This window comes from Bacillus sp. BB081 (assembly GCF_008368895.1).
GTDB classification, from domain to species: domain Bacteria; phylum Bacillota; class Bacilli; order Bacillales; family Bacillaceae_G; genus Bacillus_A; species Bacillus_A wiedmannii.
Map to the genome: position 1 here is coordinate 1 of NZ_QOZX01000015.1, position 14,446 is coordinate 14,446.

13 protein-coding genes and 1 riboswitch are annotated in these 14,446 nt (G+C 34.1%); of the genes, 5 read left to right on the forward strand and 8 right to left on the reverse strand.

The annotated features are described in order from the left end of the window. Window positions 1–141: 141 nt before the first annotated feature. On the forward strand, window positions 142–1,395 hold the full coding sequence (locus DN394_RS07575; RefSeq protein ID WP_097917317.1) for an ATP-binding protein: 1,254 nt from the start codon (window positions 142–144) through the stop codon (window positions 1,393–1,395). Window positions 1,396–1,830: 435 nt separating this feature from the next. Here DN394_RS07575 and colA read toward each other — a convergent pair whose 3' ends face one another. Both colA and DN394_RS07585 read right to left on the reverse strand, forming a co-directional pair. Continuing rightward, window positions 1,831–4,746: a collagenase ColA gene (gene colA, locus DN394_RS07580; protein WP_149293696.1), complete on the reverse strand. Its 2,916-nt coding sequence runs from the start codon at window positions 4,744–4,746 to the stop codon at window positions 1,831–1,833. 204 nt (window positions 4,747–4,950) lie between these two features. Beyond that, window positions 4,951–5,628, reverse strand: coding sequence for an MgtC/SapB family protein (locus DN394_RS07585; protein ID WP_149293697.1), 678 nt, complete (start codon window positions 5,626–5,628; stop codon window positions 4,951–4,953). A 273-nt stretch (window positions 5,629–5,901) separates the two neighbouring features. Here DN394_RS07585 and DN394_RS07590 point away from each other — a divergent pair, with 273 nt between their 5' ends. Next, a complete protein-coding gene (locus tag DN394_RS07590) occupies window positions 5,902–6,420 on the forward strand; it encodes a GNAT family N-acetyltransferase (RefSeq protein WP_097917319.1) in 519 nt (172 codons plus the stop codon). Continuing rightward, a complete protein-coding gene (locus DN394_RS07595) occupies window positions 6,417–7,334 on the forward strand; it encodes a GNAT family acetyltransferase (protein ID WP_098092248.1) in 918 nt (305 codons plus the stop codon). Before DN394_RS07590 ends, DN394_RS07595 begins: the two co-directional genes overlap by 4 nt. Window positions 7,335–7,355: 21 nt before the next feature. On the opposite strand, the gene DN394_RS07600 is transcribed toward DN394_RS07595, so the two are convergent. The 5 genes from DN394_RS07600 to DN394_RS07620 all read right to left on the reverse strand — a co-directional run bounded on the left by DN394_RS07600 (window position 7,356) and on the right by DN394_RS07620 (window position 11,907). Beyond that, on the reverse strand, window positions 7,356–8,264 hold the full coding sequence (locus DN394_RS07600) for a VOC family protein (protein WP_149293698.1): 909 nt from the start codon (window positions 8,262–8,264) through the stop codon (window positions 7,356–7,358). A 74-nt stretch (window positions 8,265–8,338) separates the two neighbouring features. Further along, complete coding sequence (locus DN394_RS07605) at window positions 8,339–9,130, reverse strand: amino acid ABC transporter substrate-binding protein (RefSeq protein ID WP_046954613.1); 792 nt, start codon at window positions 9,128–9,130, stop codon at window positions 8,339–8,341. Between the two features lie 11 nt (window positions 9,131–9,141). Continuing rightward, a complete protein-coding gene (locus DN394_RS07610) occupies window positions 9,142–9,903 on the reverse strand; it encodes an amino acid ABC transporter ATP-binding protein (RefSeq protein ID WP_176522710.1) in 762 nt (253 codons plus the stop codon). Between the two features lie 19 nt (window positions 9,904–9,922). Continuing rightward, window positions 9,923–10,591, reverse strand: a complete 669-nt coding sequence (locus DN394_RS07615) for an amino acid ABC transporter permease (RefSeq protein ID WP_097917323.1) — start codon at window positions 10,589–10,591, stop codon at window positions 9,923–9,925. Window positions 10,592–10,660: 69 nt separating this feature from the next. After that, window positions 10,661–10,767: riboswitch (SAM riboswitch) on the reverse strand. A gap of 228 nt (window positions 10,768–10,995) precedes the next feature. Beyond that, window positions 10,996–11,907 (reverse strand): VanW family protein, encoded by a 912-nt coding sequence (locus DN394_RS07620; protein ID WP_097917324.1) that lies wholly within the window; start codon window positions 11,905–11,907, stop codon window positions 10,996–10,998. A gap of 362 nt (window positions 11,908–12,269) precedes the next feature. Between DN394_RS07620 and DN394_RS07625 the strand changes: the two genes are divergently transcribed. After that, complete coding sequence (locus tag DN394_RS07625) at window positions 12,270–12,611, forward strand: hypothetical protein (protein WP_116300170.1); 342 nt, start codon at window positions 12,270–12,272, stop codon at window positions 12,609–12,611. Between the two features lie 117 nt (window positions 12,612–12,728). Further along, window positions 12,729–13,820, forward strand: a complete 1,092-nt coding sequence (locus DN394_RS07630) for a DUF3900 domain-containing protein (RefSeq protein ID WP_000345047.1) — start codon at window positions 12,729–12,731, stop codon at window positions 13,818–13,820. 239 nt (window positions 13,821–14,059) lie between these two features. Here DN394_RS07630 and DN394_RS07635 read toward each other — a convergent pair whose 3' ends face one another. Next, window positions 14,060–14,407: a hypothetical protein gene (locus tag DN394_RS07635; protein ID WP_000566109.1), complete on the reverse strand. Its 348-nt coding sequence runs from the start codon at window positions 14,405–14,407 to the stop codon at window positions 14,060–14,062. Window positions 14,408–14,446: the final 39 nt, after the last annotated feature.

Here is a 14,446-nt window from a genome sequence, read left to right on the forward strand (position 1 = left end):
CCCGTTAATGCGGGATAAAAGTAATATTATAGTACTTTTTCAAGCGCTCTTCCTTTTTTAAATAGAAAGTCTACTGCTAATTAAACATCTAAGTTCAACTCATACATAATCCAATATACAAACTATCGGAGATGCAAACCTATGGGAATATCTACTCTTTTATTAAATACCTTTATAATAATAATTTGTATCCTTAGCTACCACGTATTTTGGCTAGAATTTAAAGAAAAAAAAACATGTAATAATATATTGATTTCTATCCTTTCCTCTATTGCTACTATTTTTTGTATGACTTTTCCTTTTCAGTTACATACTGGATTTATTTATGATTTACGTTTTATTCCTATCATATTAGTTTTTCTATATGGAAATACAAAAAATATTATTTTTATAGGAATTTTATATCTTTCTTATCGATTTTACTTAGGTGGAAATGGCGTTCTTCCATCATTTATTATCTTTACTATCATTGCTGTTATAACAATGCTCTTCCATTACTTATTACCTCTATATGTTAAAGAAAAAAAGATATTATTGAGCTTTCTTCTTATTTTAGTATGTACAACTTCACTTTCTATCTGCGGTATTGTAACTCAAATACATACAGGTAGTAAAATAGACTCTACTCTCATAGAATTTTTATTAAATTATATAATCATTAATATTTTCACAGTATTATTATCAGTGTATTTAATAGAGGGAATGATTGAGAAATATAAAATGAAAGAAAAGCTGCAACGGGCTGAAAAATTTTATATAGCTAGCGAACTAGCGGCGTCCATTGCACACGAAATCCACAATCCACTAACTACAGTACATGGATTCACTCAGTTGTTAAATGAAAAACATGCCTCTAAGCTACCTCAGGATCAGTACTTAGAAATCATGTTAATTGAAATGGAGCAAATACAATCTACTATTAATAACTATTTATCTTTAACAAAACCACAGAACATCCTAAAAGAGAAAATAGATATTAATCATATTTTAAATCAAGTGAAAGACACTATTTCACCACTAGCTCTATCATACAAAGTTGAAATAAAACAAAATAATACAGATTCCTTTTATATAAATGGAGACCCCGAAAAATTCAGAATCTGTCTAAACAACATCATACAAAACGGAATTGAGGCCATGATAAATGGTGGAGTATTACAAATAAATATACAGAAAATAAAAGGAAATATTATAATTGATATTATTGATTCAGGGATTGGAATGTCTTCTCAGCAAATAAAGCGGATTGCTTTGCCATTCTATTCAACAACTGAAAAAGGGACTGGCCTTGGTACTATGATTGCTTATAGTGTTATTAAAGAGTTAAATGGTGATATAGAGATAGAGAGTGAATTAGGTAAGGGGACACGCTTTTCTATTAGTATCCCCTGCTAATATAACGGAATTATTTGAATGATAAATTCTTTCTACTTAACTTATTAAATAAATTTCAAAAATACCACTACTTGATTCATTAATTATCTTGATTTCGTGAATAAATTAAAAGTAATAAGGACCAGAGTATATCCGTTTTTACCGATAAACTCTAGTCCTTTTTACTTTGCTCACTTCTCTATGAAATCATAATTCATCAACTATTGTATCTCATTTACTAATTAGGTCTACTTAACTTCAAGATAAAGTCTCGTGATACTTGATTTCTTAATGTCATTAGATACATTACTTACAGTTATTTTTTCATTTAAAGTATAATTTTTTTGAGATTCATAACGATACTCCAGTATCTATCTTTATAACTGATATCATTACCTGCATTACTAAATATAAACTAATATTGATTTCCAGTTTTAAAAAACAATTGCCTTTTTTCTAATTTACTTCTACCGTATAATTCCCTGTTCCCCCGCCATACTGATACACATGTAAATAATATTTTCCTGGATATGTGTAGTAACTTCCTATTAACTTATTCCCTTCTTGCTGGGCATACGTAACATAATTATTTAAATCCGCTTCTGAATAAAGAACCCAGTTTACTCCGATATTATTTTCCTTCGTTACATTAATTTGTAGGTTTTTCGCAGTTTCCACATTTATTTCAAAGTAATCACTCGTATCACCATTTCCTAAACTAGCACGTAAAACTTGATTTAATTGCAGTTTATTTGCTGTTTGGAATGAATTATTTGGCTCTTTTTCTACACTGTTATCTTCTTTCTTTTGAACCGTTACATTCGTTGTAACAGTATTCGTTAATCCTTTGTCGTCTGTTACTGTCAATTTTGCCGTGTACGTTCCTTCTGTTGTATACACGTGAGTTGGATTTTGTTCATTGCTTACAGTACCATCACCAAACTCCCATTTATAAGTAACAATTTTTCCATCTTCATCTTTTGATCCATCGCTTTTAAACGAAATTGTTTCATTTACATTTCCGTTATATGGACCATTTATAACCACAACTGGCGCTTTATTCACAGCACCTTCTTCTGTATTCATACCATGGAACACAATATCATATTCAAATTGTCCTGATGCATTCACACGGTAATTCACAAAGTAAGCTGTTACTGTTTTGTAGCCTGTCCATTCTTTTGCACTTAAACGTTTTAACGTATCATTTACGTTTTGTGTAATTGTTTTCCAGTCTTCATATTCCCCTTTTGCAGTAGTACCTGTATACGTTCCTTGCAGTGTAAATGTATTAAAGAACTGTGATTTATTTTTCTTAACTGATACATTACTTAATTTTGCTTCTGCTGTAATTTCTGCCGCAATATCTGAAACTGGTTTTGGTGCGTGAGTTGCTAAATAATCATCTGATACTAATGGAACATTAAATTTCTCACGGTTATCGACTAACATTTGCATATAATCTTGATACTCTTTATTTAAATTCGCATCTTTACTTAAAGTAGAACGGTATGCATCATATGCTGTTACATCATTTTTTCTAATAAGATCATGAACTTTGTCAAACATATCATATCTCTTATTGTACATATACGATTGTAAAGCGAAGGAATAATTATAGAAATCCCACGTTCCATACTTTGCATTTAACGTTCGCTCTGCCGTATAACGTTCTGATGGATTTGAAGATATTCCTCCTATAATGCTCTTTCTCGGTACAACATTATCCGTTCTCGTTGCCCCCGCAAAAAACTCCGCATTCCCTTCTTCAAACCAAGATAATCTCTCATTCTCATACATCTTACCTTGTCCCCAAAGCCCTGGTACTTCATATCTACCTTGTAAGTAATGAGTAAACTCATGTCGGAACAATTCTTCTAAACTATAAATACTTTCTTCTGGCGTACGTTCATAAGTAAAGAACGTACCTGTTCCTTCTATATAAAGGCCACCGTTATTCGTTTCATATCCGTACAATTGACGATTAAATTGATATTCAGCTGGACTATTATAAATAACCATCGTTAATACATCATCAGGATTTCCTTTTTCTAAAGGTTGATCACTTTCAACTGTACGATGGAATTGTGCCTTTACTTCTTTTGCCGCCCAATATAGACGTTTTACTTTTTCTTCTGTCACTTTATCTCCGGCCTTTAAAACAATTGCCCCATCATCAAACGTATACGTTTTCGGCAAATACTTTTTCTTCCCGTCTTCTCGTATTTGATCTAAATTAACAACATTTCCATTTGCATCTTTCCCGCCATAATTCGTCGCGATTTGCTCAGCCGCTACGAAATATTGCTCTCCTAAATACGGATATATTTTCATCGCGTCTGTTACAACTTGCAATCCTTTCGTTCCTGTACTATGGAACGTACCAAGTCTACCTGTATAATAAATACCATTATTAATTAACCAACCATTCTTCTCTGTCACCGTTCCGATTAAAGCAAAACGACTTAATTCATTAATATAGCTATCAATTTTTTGGTACCATACTGTATCTTTCGGTGCTTTTCTCGTATCGTACAAATACGATTGAATGTCGTAATCAACACCTTGCATAATATCGTAAATCGCATTTCCAGCTGAAAGATTGTCTACCAATGTAGAAAAATTATCGTTATATTGTTTGAAAATCTTTGCAGCTGATGTTATCGTTTCCACATCACTCGAAGCATTTCCTATTAATTTTCCGTATGATGATACAACTCTATTTTGTTCTAACGTACCCAGTTTGAAATTCGGGTTATTCGCAATCGTTTTTAATGCAGGTAAGCATTTATCATGATAGCTCCGCTCATTTAGTTTACTTAATTCTGTATGATAAAATCCTAAATAAAATCCTGAACGTAATACCTCTACTAAAGTCTCAATCCCTTTGGAGTCATCTTTCGTATAAGCTTGTCCTTGCTGCTTCAATTTATCAATAATTGCCTGCATCCTACTATCATTTTGATAGAATGCAAGGCTATCCTTATTAAATTGAAATAGACCCGTAATTTGCTCCCAATCAATTGTTACAAGTAAATCTACTAACTGCTGATTGCTTAATTGATTTAGTTCAGCAATTGTATAAGTTTTCGCTGCAGCTAATTGCTTACTTTCTTTTTTTACTTCAGGTGGTCTTTGCGACAAATCAGCAAATTGTAGCCTTTTCTCAAAAGACTTATTTTCAAGCACTTTTGATGAATGAGCTAATTCTTGCACTGGCAGTTGTACACCAATTGGCTCCATTTTGAGCACATTCCGATAAGAAACTTGCTCTCCCTTTTTACTTTCTGCCAATGTGCTCCCTTGAAAACTTCCTAACATTAAACTAGCAAAACTTACCCCTACTAACACTTTTTTTGAATAGCCTTTCATGCTCTCCCCTACCTTACATTTTTTAGTGTCCCGCACCATTATTTTACTATTCTTACTTTTTATTCTGTATTGAGAAAGAATAAGGGAACGTTCACATATGTATCCATGTCGTGCAAAATTAACACTTGACTTTTCGTGCAATTCATATCAAAAAAAAGATAGATAATAGCGAAATTCCTGCTACATCTATCTTCGTTTTCAATGCTATGATTTTAACTTTATAAACGTAACTTCCGGTAATGTTTGCATATGCTGAATAAACTCATTCTTTTCTTCTGACGATATATTTTTCAGCTGCATCCCTACCTTATAAACTATTTCTGCTTCTTGCTGTAAAGCTTCTACTTCATATGAAAGTATTGGAATGCCTTTCACTTGTAGTGTTTCTAATATTTGTTGTACCGCCTCACGTTTATTTATACACATTTGCACTGTTATATTTTGTGGAAATAAAAATTGCACCTTAAAAATACGACTCACAATCTCTAAACCAATTAAAACTAGAATCGTCGCTCCAATGCCTACTACATACATGCCAGCCCCAATTGCTAATCCAATTCCTGCTGTAGCCCATAAACCAGCCGCTGTCGTTAATCCTTTCACTGCCTGTTTTTGAATAATAATTGTACCTGCACCTAAAAACCCTACTCCACTTACAACTTGTGCTGCAATACGGCTCGGATCAAGAGCCATATGTTCCTCATTCATAATATCTGAAAAAGCACATTTCGAAACGACCATTATTAATGCACTTCCTACCGCTACTAGGAAATGTGTTTTTAATCCCGCTTCTTTTGATCGAATTTCCCTTTCAATACCGATTATTGCTCCTAACAAACCTGCAACACCGATTCGTATAATCAAATCAAAATTTACACTCACGAGCCCTTCCCCCTTTCATTCATTATAGATAGATAAAACAAAAATTATCACTCACATCCTTTTATCGATATGAAGGAATTTTGCTAAAATACACTTAATACCCCGACCATTTCATGTTAATATTTTAAATATTAACATGAAATAAATAACTTCTAATTTCCTTAAAAAACAAAGGTGGATTACATGAAATGAGGTTGAGAAAGTTTAGAAAACGCTTACATTTTACACCGTATTTTTTTATACATACTACATAAATAAAGGAGCTTACTAACAATGAACATCTCTTTACTTACACCTACTATCGATTTACAAGAAGAATACTTAGATTTTTATAACGAATGGAAAGATAGCGGTGAAACAATGATTCCGTGGGTTATCTCAAAAGATCCCTCTAATTTCACGGCAATGATTCAAGAACTTCACGATGCGCATAACGGAATAAACCTCCCTGAATCTTGGGTACCAGACTCTACGTATTGGCTCGTTACAGATGAAAATAAAATTGTAGGTGCTGTTAATATACGTCATAGTTTAACCGAGCATTTATTTAACGCTGGCGGTCATATCGGTTATGGCATTCGCCCTTCCGAAAGAAAAAAGGGTTATGCTACGAAGTTATTAAAATTATCCCTAGAAAAAACGAAGGAATTAAACATCGAGAAAGTACTTGTCGTTTGCGACGAAGTGAATACAGCTTCTGAAAAAACAATTTTACATAACGGTGGGCTTCGCGATGATGATTTCACTGAGGAAGATGGTAACGTTGTAAGAAGGTTTTGGATTGAGCTATGAAGAAGTCATCCAATGAAAATAACCTTATTATAGAGAAATATAGTAAAAGTGACGAGCTAAAAGTAAAACAACTTATTGATTTATACAATGAAGAATCTTATCTATTTAACTTATTACGAGATAATAAAACAAAATGTGCGTATGTTGCCTACTATAAAAAAGATGTAGTAGGCGTCTTTTTCACGTGGAACAGTAACTTCCATCCATACTGCACATACTTTCGAATATATACAAATCCTTTCTATTCAGAGCTACACATTGAACAATTTTTATTAAACGAGATTCAAAAACGAGAAAACTTCAAACTACCATTACAAACCTCTATATGGGAAACATCGGCTCATTTAAAAGCCTATTATGAAGAACATAATTTTTCGGAAATCCGAAGAACATATATGCCGATATTAGACGTACGAAAAATCATAGCTATTGATACAATGCTTCATTCAAATTATCATGTACAAATCTTATCAAACATCTTGTCTAATAATAGCTTCTTTGAAAAGCTAGCTCACTTAGTAAAAACGAATTATGAGGATACTCACTTAGCAAATCCCGTTGCCTCATACCCGCTCGAAACTTGGAAAGAACAGATCTTAACTGATGATGTATTACTAGATGGGAGCTTTGTAATGATAGATGAAGAGAATAAAATTATTGCGTACTCTTTCCTCCATACATCAAAAAAGGATACTACGTTAGAACTAGGATGGTGCGGGACTCACACTACAGAAAATTTACCTTTACTGAAACTACTCGTTTTCAAACAAGCTATGTATGCAAGTAAACACGGTTATTCTTTCATTCAAGGTGAATTCGATTCAACGAGTATATATGCAATGGAATTATTAAAATCCTTTCCTTTTAACCCTTGTGCTACTTGGATTACGTATCAAAAAGAAGTCGGAAAGTGATTATACACCTTCCGACTTCTTTTATGCTGTCTCTATTTCAAACTGCACTGTAATACCACTAGGATCTACTACTGTAAATCCTTTTGTACTTTCGTTTACTTTATGTTGTTTTTCTATTAATCTTTCTTTCACTTCATCTAACGCTTCTTTATGCGGTAATACAATTGTATATACTTTAAGTCCAGTTGCATGAGCTGGTGGGTGCGGATTATTTACTCCGTTCCACGTATTTGCACCGATATGGTGATGATATCCTCCTGCAGAAATAAATAAGCAGTCATCTTCACGCTGTTGTACTTCAAATCCTACTGTCTCTACATAAAACTCGTGTGACTTCTCTACATCTGCTATTCGTAAATGTACGTGCCCAACGACAGTATTAGCAGGTAATCCATCAACCTCATAATCAACGAGCGTTGCCAGTTCTTTTAAATCTAGCGGCGTACTTCCTCCTGGTCCTTCTCCCCATTGATCACGCGGGCGGTCTGCATAAATTTCTATACCATTTCCCTCTAAATCTTGTAAATAAAATGCTTCGCTATACGTATGATCACTTGCACTATTAAACCTTGAGATCGGTAAAATTTCATTTGAATATGTATAACGTCCTTCTTGCTCAGCCGGACTATCAATTACATTCTTATTACGAATCACACCAAATAATGCCGAAGCAAAAGCCTCACGAGTTGGAACTAAAAGGGCTACATGATATATACCAGTCGTACGCGGTTCTTGCGGCACCCCATCCTCTAATTTTTCAAGAACAAGTAACGTGTTCTTTCCACCTTTTCCTGATAAATATGCTTTATTCTCCTCACGCTGAATTACTTCTAAGCCTACTACATTCTCATAAAAATCAATTTGGCGCTCTAAATCTTGCACTTTAAATTCAACATGACCAATACGTGTTTTCGGATGAATTTGTACCATGAATAACTTCCTCTCCAGTTCCCTTTTATTTTTATATAAGTTGATGGACAATAGCCACATTCAACGAACATATTTTAATTTTGTTTTTTTGTAGCATCAACTTTCAGCCATTTTTTTGATATTTCGCTTAATGTCCCATCTTGTTCTAATTCTTTTAACGCCTTGTTTATATCTTCTAACTTTTCGCTCTTTTTGGCAAATGGAAATGCAATCTCTCCCCATTTAAGTGGACCAAATCCTACTTTCACATTATCTAAATCCGCTTTTTTAATTGTTGTTTCTACTTGCACTTTATCATTATAGTAAGCATCTACACGGCCAAGTCCTACTTCATTTAATTCCGCTGTTGGATCCTCTGAGAACGTTTTAATTGTAAAAGCATTATTTTTATTTAAAGCTTTTAATTCTTGTTCCCCAGCTGTACCAAGCCCAACACCTACAGTCTTTCCTTTTAGATCTTCTAACGATTTAATTGTATTATTATCTTTCTTCACCGCGAAAACAGATCCTGAATATACATATGGAATTGAAAAATCATATTTCTTTTTTCTTTCCGGAGAAACCGATAATTCATTTGCAATCGTATCAATACGACCTGAATCTAATAGACCAAATAACCCTTCAAAATCAGAAACATTCCATTCAACTTTATATCCAGCCTTTTTAGCAGCAGCTTCAATAATTTCAGCATCAAAACCTTTTACTTTCTCACCCTCTTTAAAAATAAATGGGCTACGACCTGCAGACGTCCCAACTTTCACTACTTTTTCATCTGCCTTTTTGCTCGCTGTATCTGAACCACAAGCAGATAAAAGCCCAACCGATACTGTTAATGCCAATGTTAGTAATAATGATGATTTCCTCATAATTCTTCCTCCTAAATAACGAAATGATTGCCTTCTTCTGAAGCATTCAATTGTCGTAAAAACTTTTTCGTACGTTCATTTTGTGGGTTCCTAAAAATCTCCTCCGGCGTTCCCTGCTCTACAATAATGCCATCAGCCATAAATATAATGCGGTCCGCTACCTCTTTTGCGAAATTCATTTCATGTGTAACAATAACCATCGTTATATGCTGTCTTGCCAAATCTTTAATTACTTGTAATACTTCATTCACTAATTCTGGATCAAGTGCTGAAGTCGGTTCATCAAACAATAATATAGCTGGATTTAATGCCATCGCTCTCGCAATTCCAATCCTTTGTTGTTGCCCACCTGATAACATCATTGGGTAGAAATCTTCTTTTTCAGCTAAACCTACTTGTTTTAATATTTCTCTTGCTATTCTTTTCGCTTCTTCTTCACTTTTTTTCTGTACAACTGTTAATGGTGTTGTAATATTTTGTAATGCTGTTTTATTTTTAAATAAATTATAGTTTTGAAAAACCATAGCTGTTTTTTGACGTAATTGTATTATTTCTTTTTTATAAAGCTTCTTTGCATGAATCTCTAAATCTTCAATTCTAATACTTCCATCCTCTGGTTGTTCTAATAAATTTAAACATCTTAATAATGTCGATTTACCTGAACCAGAAGGTCCAATAATGACTACCACTTCTCCTTTATTTACAGTAAGTGAGATTCCTTTTAATACTTCATTGCTTTTGTAAGATTTATACAAATCACTTATCTCAATCACACATATCACCTCATTTCTATTACAAATACGGTGCATCAAGTTTCTTTTCTAACTTTTTCTGTCCCCAACTAATTGCAATTGTAATAATCCAATATACAATCGCTACCGCTAAGTAACTTTCCATATAACGATACGATTGTGCCGCTAGCATCTTCGCCTGCGCTAAAATTTCAGCCACCCCAAGTGCAAAAGATAACGAAGATTCTTTTAACAATCCGACAAAATTATTTCCAAGTGACGGTACTGCGACACGAATAGCTTGTGGAAAGATAATCTGTCGCATCGCTTGCGCCTTTGTCATTCCAACTGATAAACAAGCATCCATTTGTCCTGATTCCACAGCATTTAATGAGCCCCGAATAATCTCTGACAAATATGCTGCATTATTTAAACTGAGACCGATTAAAGTCGCTTGCATCGCTGTAAGTACTGTAAAGGTTGGAAATATTTGCGGCAATCCGAAATACAACACAAACAATTGAACTAATAAAGGTGTTCCTCTAAAGAAAGATATATATACTCTTGCAATAGAATATAAAAATTTCGTTTTGTTTTTCGTTATGATCGCCAAGCCAATCCCTATAACAAAAGAAATAATCATTGAAACTACAGTAATCCCTAAAGTTATGTATACATACTTAAATAATTGCGGAAAACTTTCTAAAAAATACGTTACATCAAACTTCACTTTATCCCCCCTCTCTAAACAAAAAACTCTTCTTACACATATAAGAAGAGTTGAATGTTAATCCATTTCCCCTCATCTTCCAAACGCTTCATACGTTTGCTGGAATTAGCACAGTACTTTTGTAGCCTGTTGCTGAGATTTCATCGGGCCAGTCCCTCCATCTCTCTTGATAAGAAAACTAATAAATATTTCCATTTATTTAGTTGTTAATATGAAGAATACAGTTAATTATATATAATGTCAATAGGAAAACTAAGAATTAAATTCAACACTTTTTCGAATAGCTTATCCCTCACATTCACCCAGTCTTAAGGTGTATAATTTACACTGGATAAATCGCACAGAAAAAGCCATTATTTCTATTCTTAATAGAAATAATGGCTTTTTTATAAGATTAATTATTCTTATCTCATTTTATGTACTTCGGCAACTAACTTTCCACCCTGAATGCCCATATAAAGTTTCACAGGTGCATCATTCGTGTTTTCAAACACTAAGTCTAAGTATGGATATGCAATTGTAGCATCTCTTCCTTGTGGAACATAACCTACCGTTTTAGAATGTGTCGTTCTCTCTACCATTTTCAAACCAGCTTGATCTGCTGCATTGTATAAAGTTGATGATGTTTGACAAACACCACCGCCGTATCCATCTACTAATTTACCATCTACAATTTCTTTTCCTAGTTGATATCCTTTATCTGGCGTTGTATCACCAATTAATGCATTGAAAGAGAAACTGTCTCCTTTTGCTAATACAACTCCATTTATGCTCGCTGCTGACAAGCGAATATTCTCAATACGGCCACCTGTTGAGCCACCTAAATTCGTTTCATATCTACCAATTACCGTACCACTTCCTTGCGCATCACTTAATGTTGCGATAGGCTTTTTCTCAACAATAGGTAATTGATATGAAGAATCCCACATACCAACGTTTAATAATTTATCTACTAATTCTTTTTCCATTAATTCATAAGAAGGTTTTCCTTCTTGCCAACTTCCATCAGGTGCTACACGTGAAGGGACCATCTTTTTGTCAACGCTTTTTCCAACTTCGCTAGCAACCTTCGTTACCGATTTTTTAAATTTTGCTTCATCTTCAAAATAACCTAGACTCGATAAATCTAGCTTTTTCACTTCCGTACCAGTACGACCATCTACTAAACTAATAGAATCCTGCACCTCTGCTTTAGCCTCTACCGTGTGGCCACCAATGTCACTTACTAATGCAACATCACTTACTTTTGCACCACAACCACTCACTATAGCTACACATAACACCCCAACTAATATACCCTTTACTTTACGGAACAATATACTCTCCCCTTTTTCCCAATATTACTTTTATGTATTATTTCATTTTTATGTATGTTTTGTTACAATCATTTTACAATATATTTATAAAATGTTACAAGTTATTTTTTACTCTATATAAATTACTCTTTTCTTTTCTAAATGTCTATACATATTTACATAAAAGTTGGAGTTCGATAGAATTGTAACCTTTATGTAACCTCACCTTTTTATCCAGTATATACCATAAAACGAAAGAAATACAAATGTAAAACTCCATATTCTTATTTATAAAGAAACACCTTGTGAACATAAATAGGTATTTGCCGTGCCACACTCCGCTTTTACACATACATTATGGTGAATTAACCTATTTTAAAGAAATGGAGGATATTTTTATGTACCCCTACAATCCATACGATCCATATAACCAAAATGGTTATCAACCTCAATATGATTTACAAGCACAATACCAACAATATATAGATCCAGCAGAACAAGTTAATCCATATGATCAAAATCGACAATTCCAACTTCCAATCTCTTTTCCTGGTACTGGAAACCGTCAACTAGAAAGACGAGTAAATGAGCTTGAACAAAGAGTACGTCAATTAGAAAACACGGTTGAGCGTCATACACGTAGATTAAACCGCTTAAACCAGCGTTTACGTACAATAGAAAACAGACTAAACATTCCATTTTCAGCATTAGAAGACGGATTTTAATTTCGAAAGTAAAAAATATATAAAGGAAGGGGCTCCCCCTTCCTTTATATAAATTGACGAAAGTTTTTTCCATCTCTATACTGATAAGAGTTAATGAAATGAAACAAGGTGATAAATATGGATTTTGAAATAAATTATCTTTCCTTTTATGTTGTACAAGTAGAAGGAAAAGGTGAAGCTGTTGATAAACGCTACAAACATTTTCAAACGTTAGACGCTGAAGAGTATGAAGATAGCTCCTTAAAAGAATTTTTGAATGGTGAATTATTAAAAATTTCAAAGCGAAAAGTAGAACGTCATGCGAAAACAGAACAAGCTCCGACAAAGATTGGTCGCTTCATTGTAGAAGAAGGGCACGAACTTGATTCAAACCCTCATTACAACCTCTTTAATCGCATTCGCTTTGCGGAAACAAAAGAAAACTTCAAAGATATGAGTGAACCTCTCGTTTATACATATCTGGACACAAGTGCTGTACGCGGTGGTGTATTTTTAATTGCGCAAGCAAAACTACGCAAATACTTTGATGATCCATTCGTTTTCGTTATGAAATGTGACTTCGAACCGAAAGTCGCTTCTATTTCAGATGAATCCACACTGATTCGTAACGTTGAAATGGCCATCACAACAAAAAATATGAAATCTATCCAGTATCCGTACATGCCTGAAGAAGGTATGGTCGAAGTGGGTGAGCTAAAAATTCACCAAGCATCACACGCCCGCTACTTTGAAGACTTCTTAAAATTCGTCGAGTACGAACGCTCTATGCCTGAAATTATGAAAACACAAGTAATGGACATGGTATACGACCAAATTGAAGATGTATTTGAAGAAGGTACGGAAGAACGCGAACAATTCGACCAAGCAATGGAAGTATGGGCTGCCAGTCCGAAACGCGAAATTATGGAACAATTTTCAACTGAAGAAGTAATGGAAGCTACCGCTCAAATCGTCGAGCATGCTCCTGAAGTGGAATTAAAGCTAAAAGCAGATCATATCTCTGTGAAGGCCCTGCTTGCTGATTTCGGGGATCAAATACATATCGCAAAAGTAAATGATCGATACGTATTAATGATTGAGGCTGATACACTTACGTTTGAGAAAGGCTTCTCTCCGATTGAGTTTCTGAAGCCTGATGAATTGCAAGACGTAATTGAGCGGATTGAGAATAAGCAGCAGTATTCTTATGATCCGAACGGGATTGAATAAATCCTTCCATATATCTATTTTTACTGAGCGCTGTTAATAAGCGCTCTTTTATTTTGAACTTAGTTGACCTTTATATTAAAAACCGATTCTTAGTAGAATCGGTTTTTCTGCTTTATAACAAAATATGTTTATTTTTAATCCAAGATAACAATTGTTGCAGAATCCAGTAGATTCCTTCCTTGTTGTACAAGCGTATTTCCATTAGAGTAGTCACTATGTATGTTGGTAAAATGAAAATTTCACTTCACTACCTCAAATTTATTGTACTCGTAAAAAGATAATTGAAAACGATATTCTGGATGCTCTCTTACCCAATCATAGGCTTCTTCTAAAATATCCATTTTGTTTTGCAAGTCATTAAGTTCACTACATTCGTCCCTTTTCTGTTTGCACAGAGGGCAGAATCCATTCACTATTTCGGCACTCGTCGCCCTAATAGTTTTACTTTCTAAGTCAACTACTAGACGAAGAATAAGAGAATGCTCAGCTTTTGTAGTCACCGTCATTTCAGCAAGCCCATCCTCATTCCAAAAGACACCGTTTAATTCCATCTGTACGGTGACGTCTTTAATATCCAAGTCTATCACTATCACACCTCCCTTGTATAAAACTCATATGTACTCTTC

Bases quoted from the DNA above. Each gene is read 5' to 3' on its own strand.
- DN394_RS07575 (WP_097917317.1), top strand. From the start codon at position 142: ATGGGAATATCTACTCTTTTATTAAATACCTTTATAATAATAATTTGT.
- colA (WP_149293696.1), bottom strand. From the start codon at position 4,746: ATGAAAGGCTATTCAAAAAAAGTGTTAGTAGGGGTAAGTTTTGCTAGT.
- DN394_RS07590 (WP_097917319.1), top strand. From the start codon at position 5,902: ATGAACATCTCTTTACTTACACCTACTATCGATTTACAAGAAGAATAC.
- DN394_RS07595 (WP_098092248.1), top strand. From the start codon at position 6,417: ATGAAGAAGTCATCCAATGAAAATAACCTTATTATAGAGAAATATAGT.
- DN394_RS07600 (WP_149293698.1), bottom strand. From the start codon at position 8,264: ATGGTACAAATTCATCCGAAAACACGTATTGGTCATGTTGAATTTAAA.
- DN394_RS07605 (WP_046954613.1), bottom strand. From the start codon at position 9,130: ATGAGGAAATCATCATTATTACTAACATTGGCATTAACAGTATCGGTT.
- DN394_RS07625 (WP_116300170.1), top strand. From the start codon at position 12,270: ATGGAGGATATTTTTATGTACCCCTACAATCCATACGATCCATATAAC.
- DN394_RS07630 (WP_000345047.1), top strand. From the start codon at position 12,729: ATGGATTTTGAAATAAATTATCTTTCCTTTTATGTTGTACAAGTAGAA.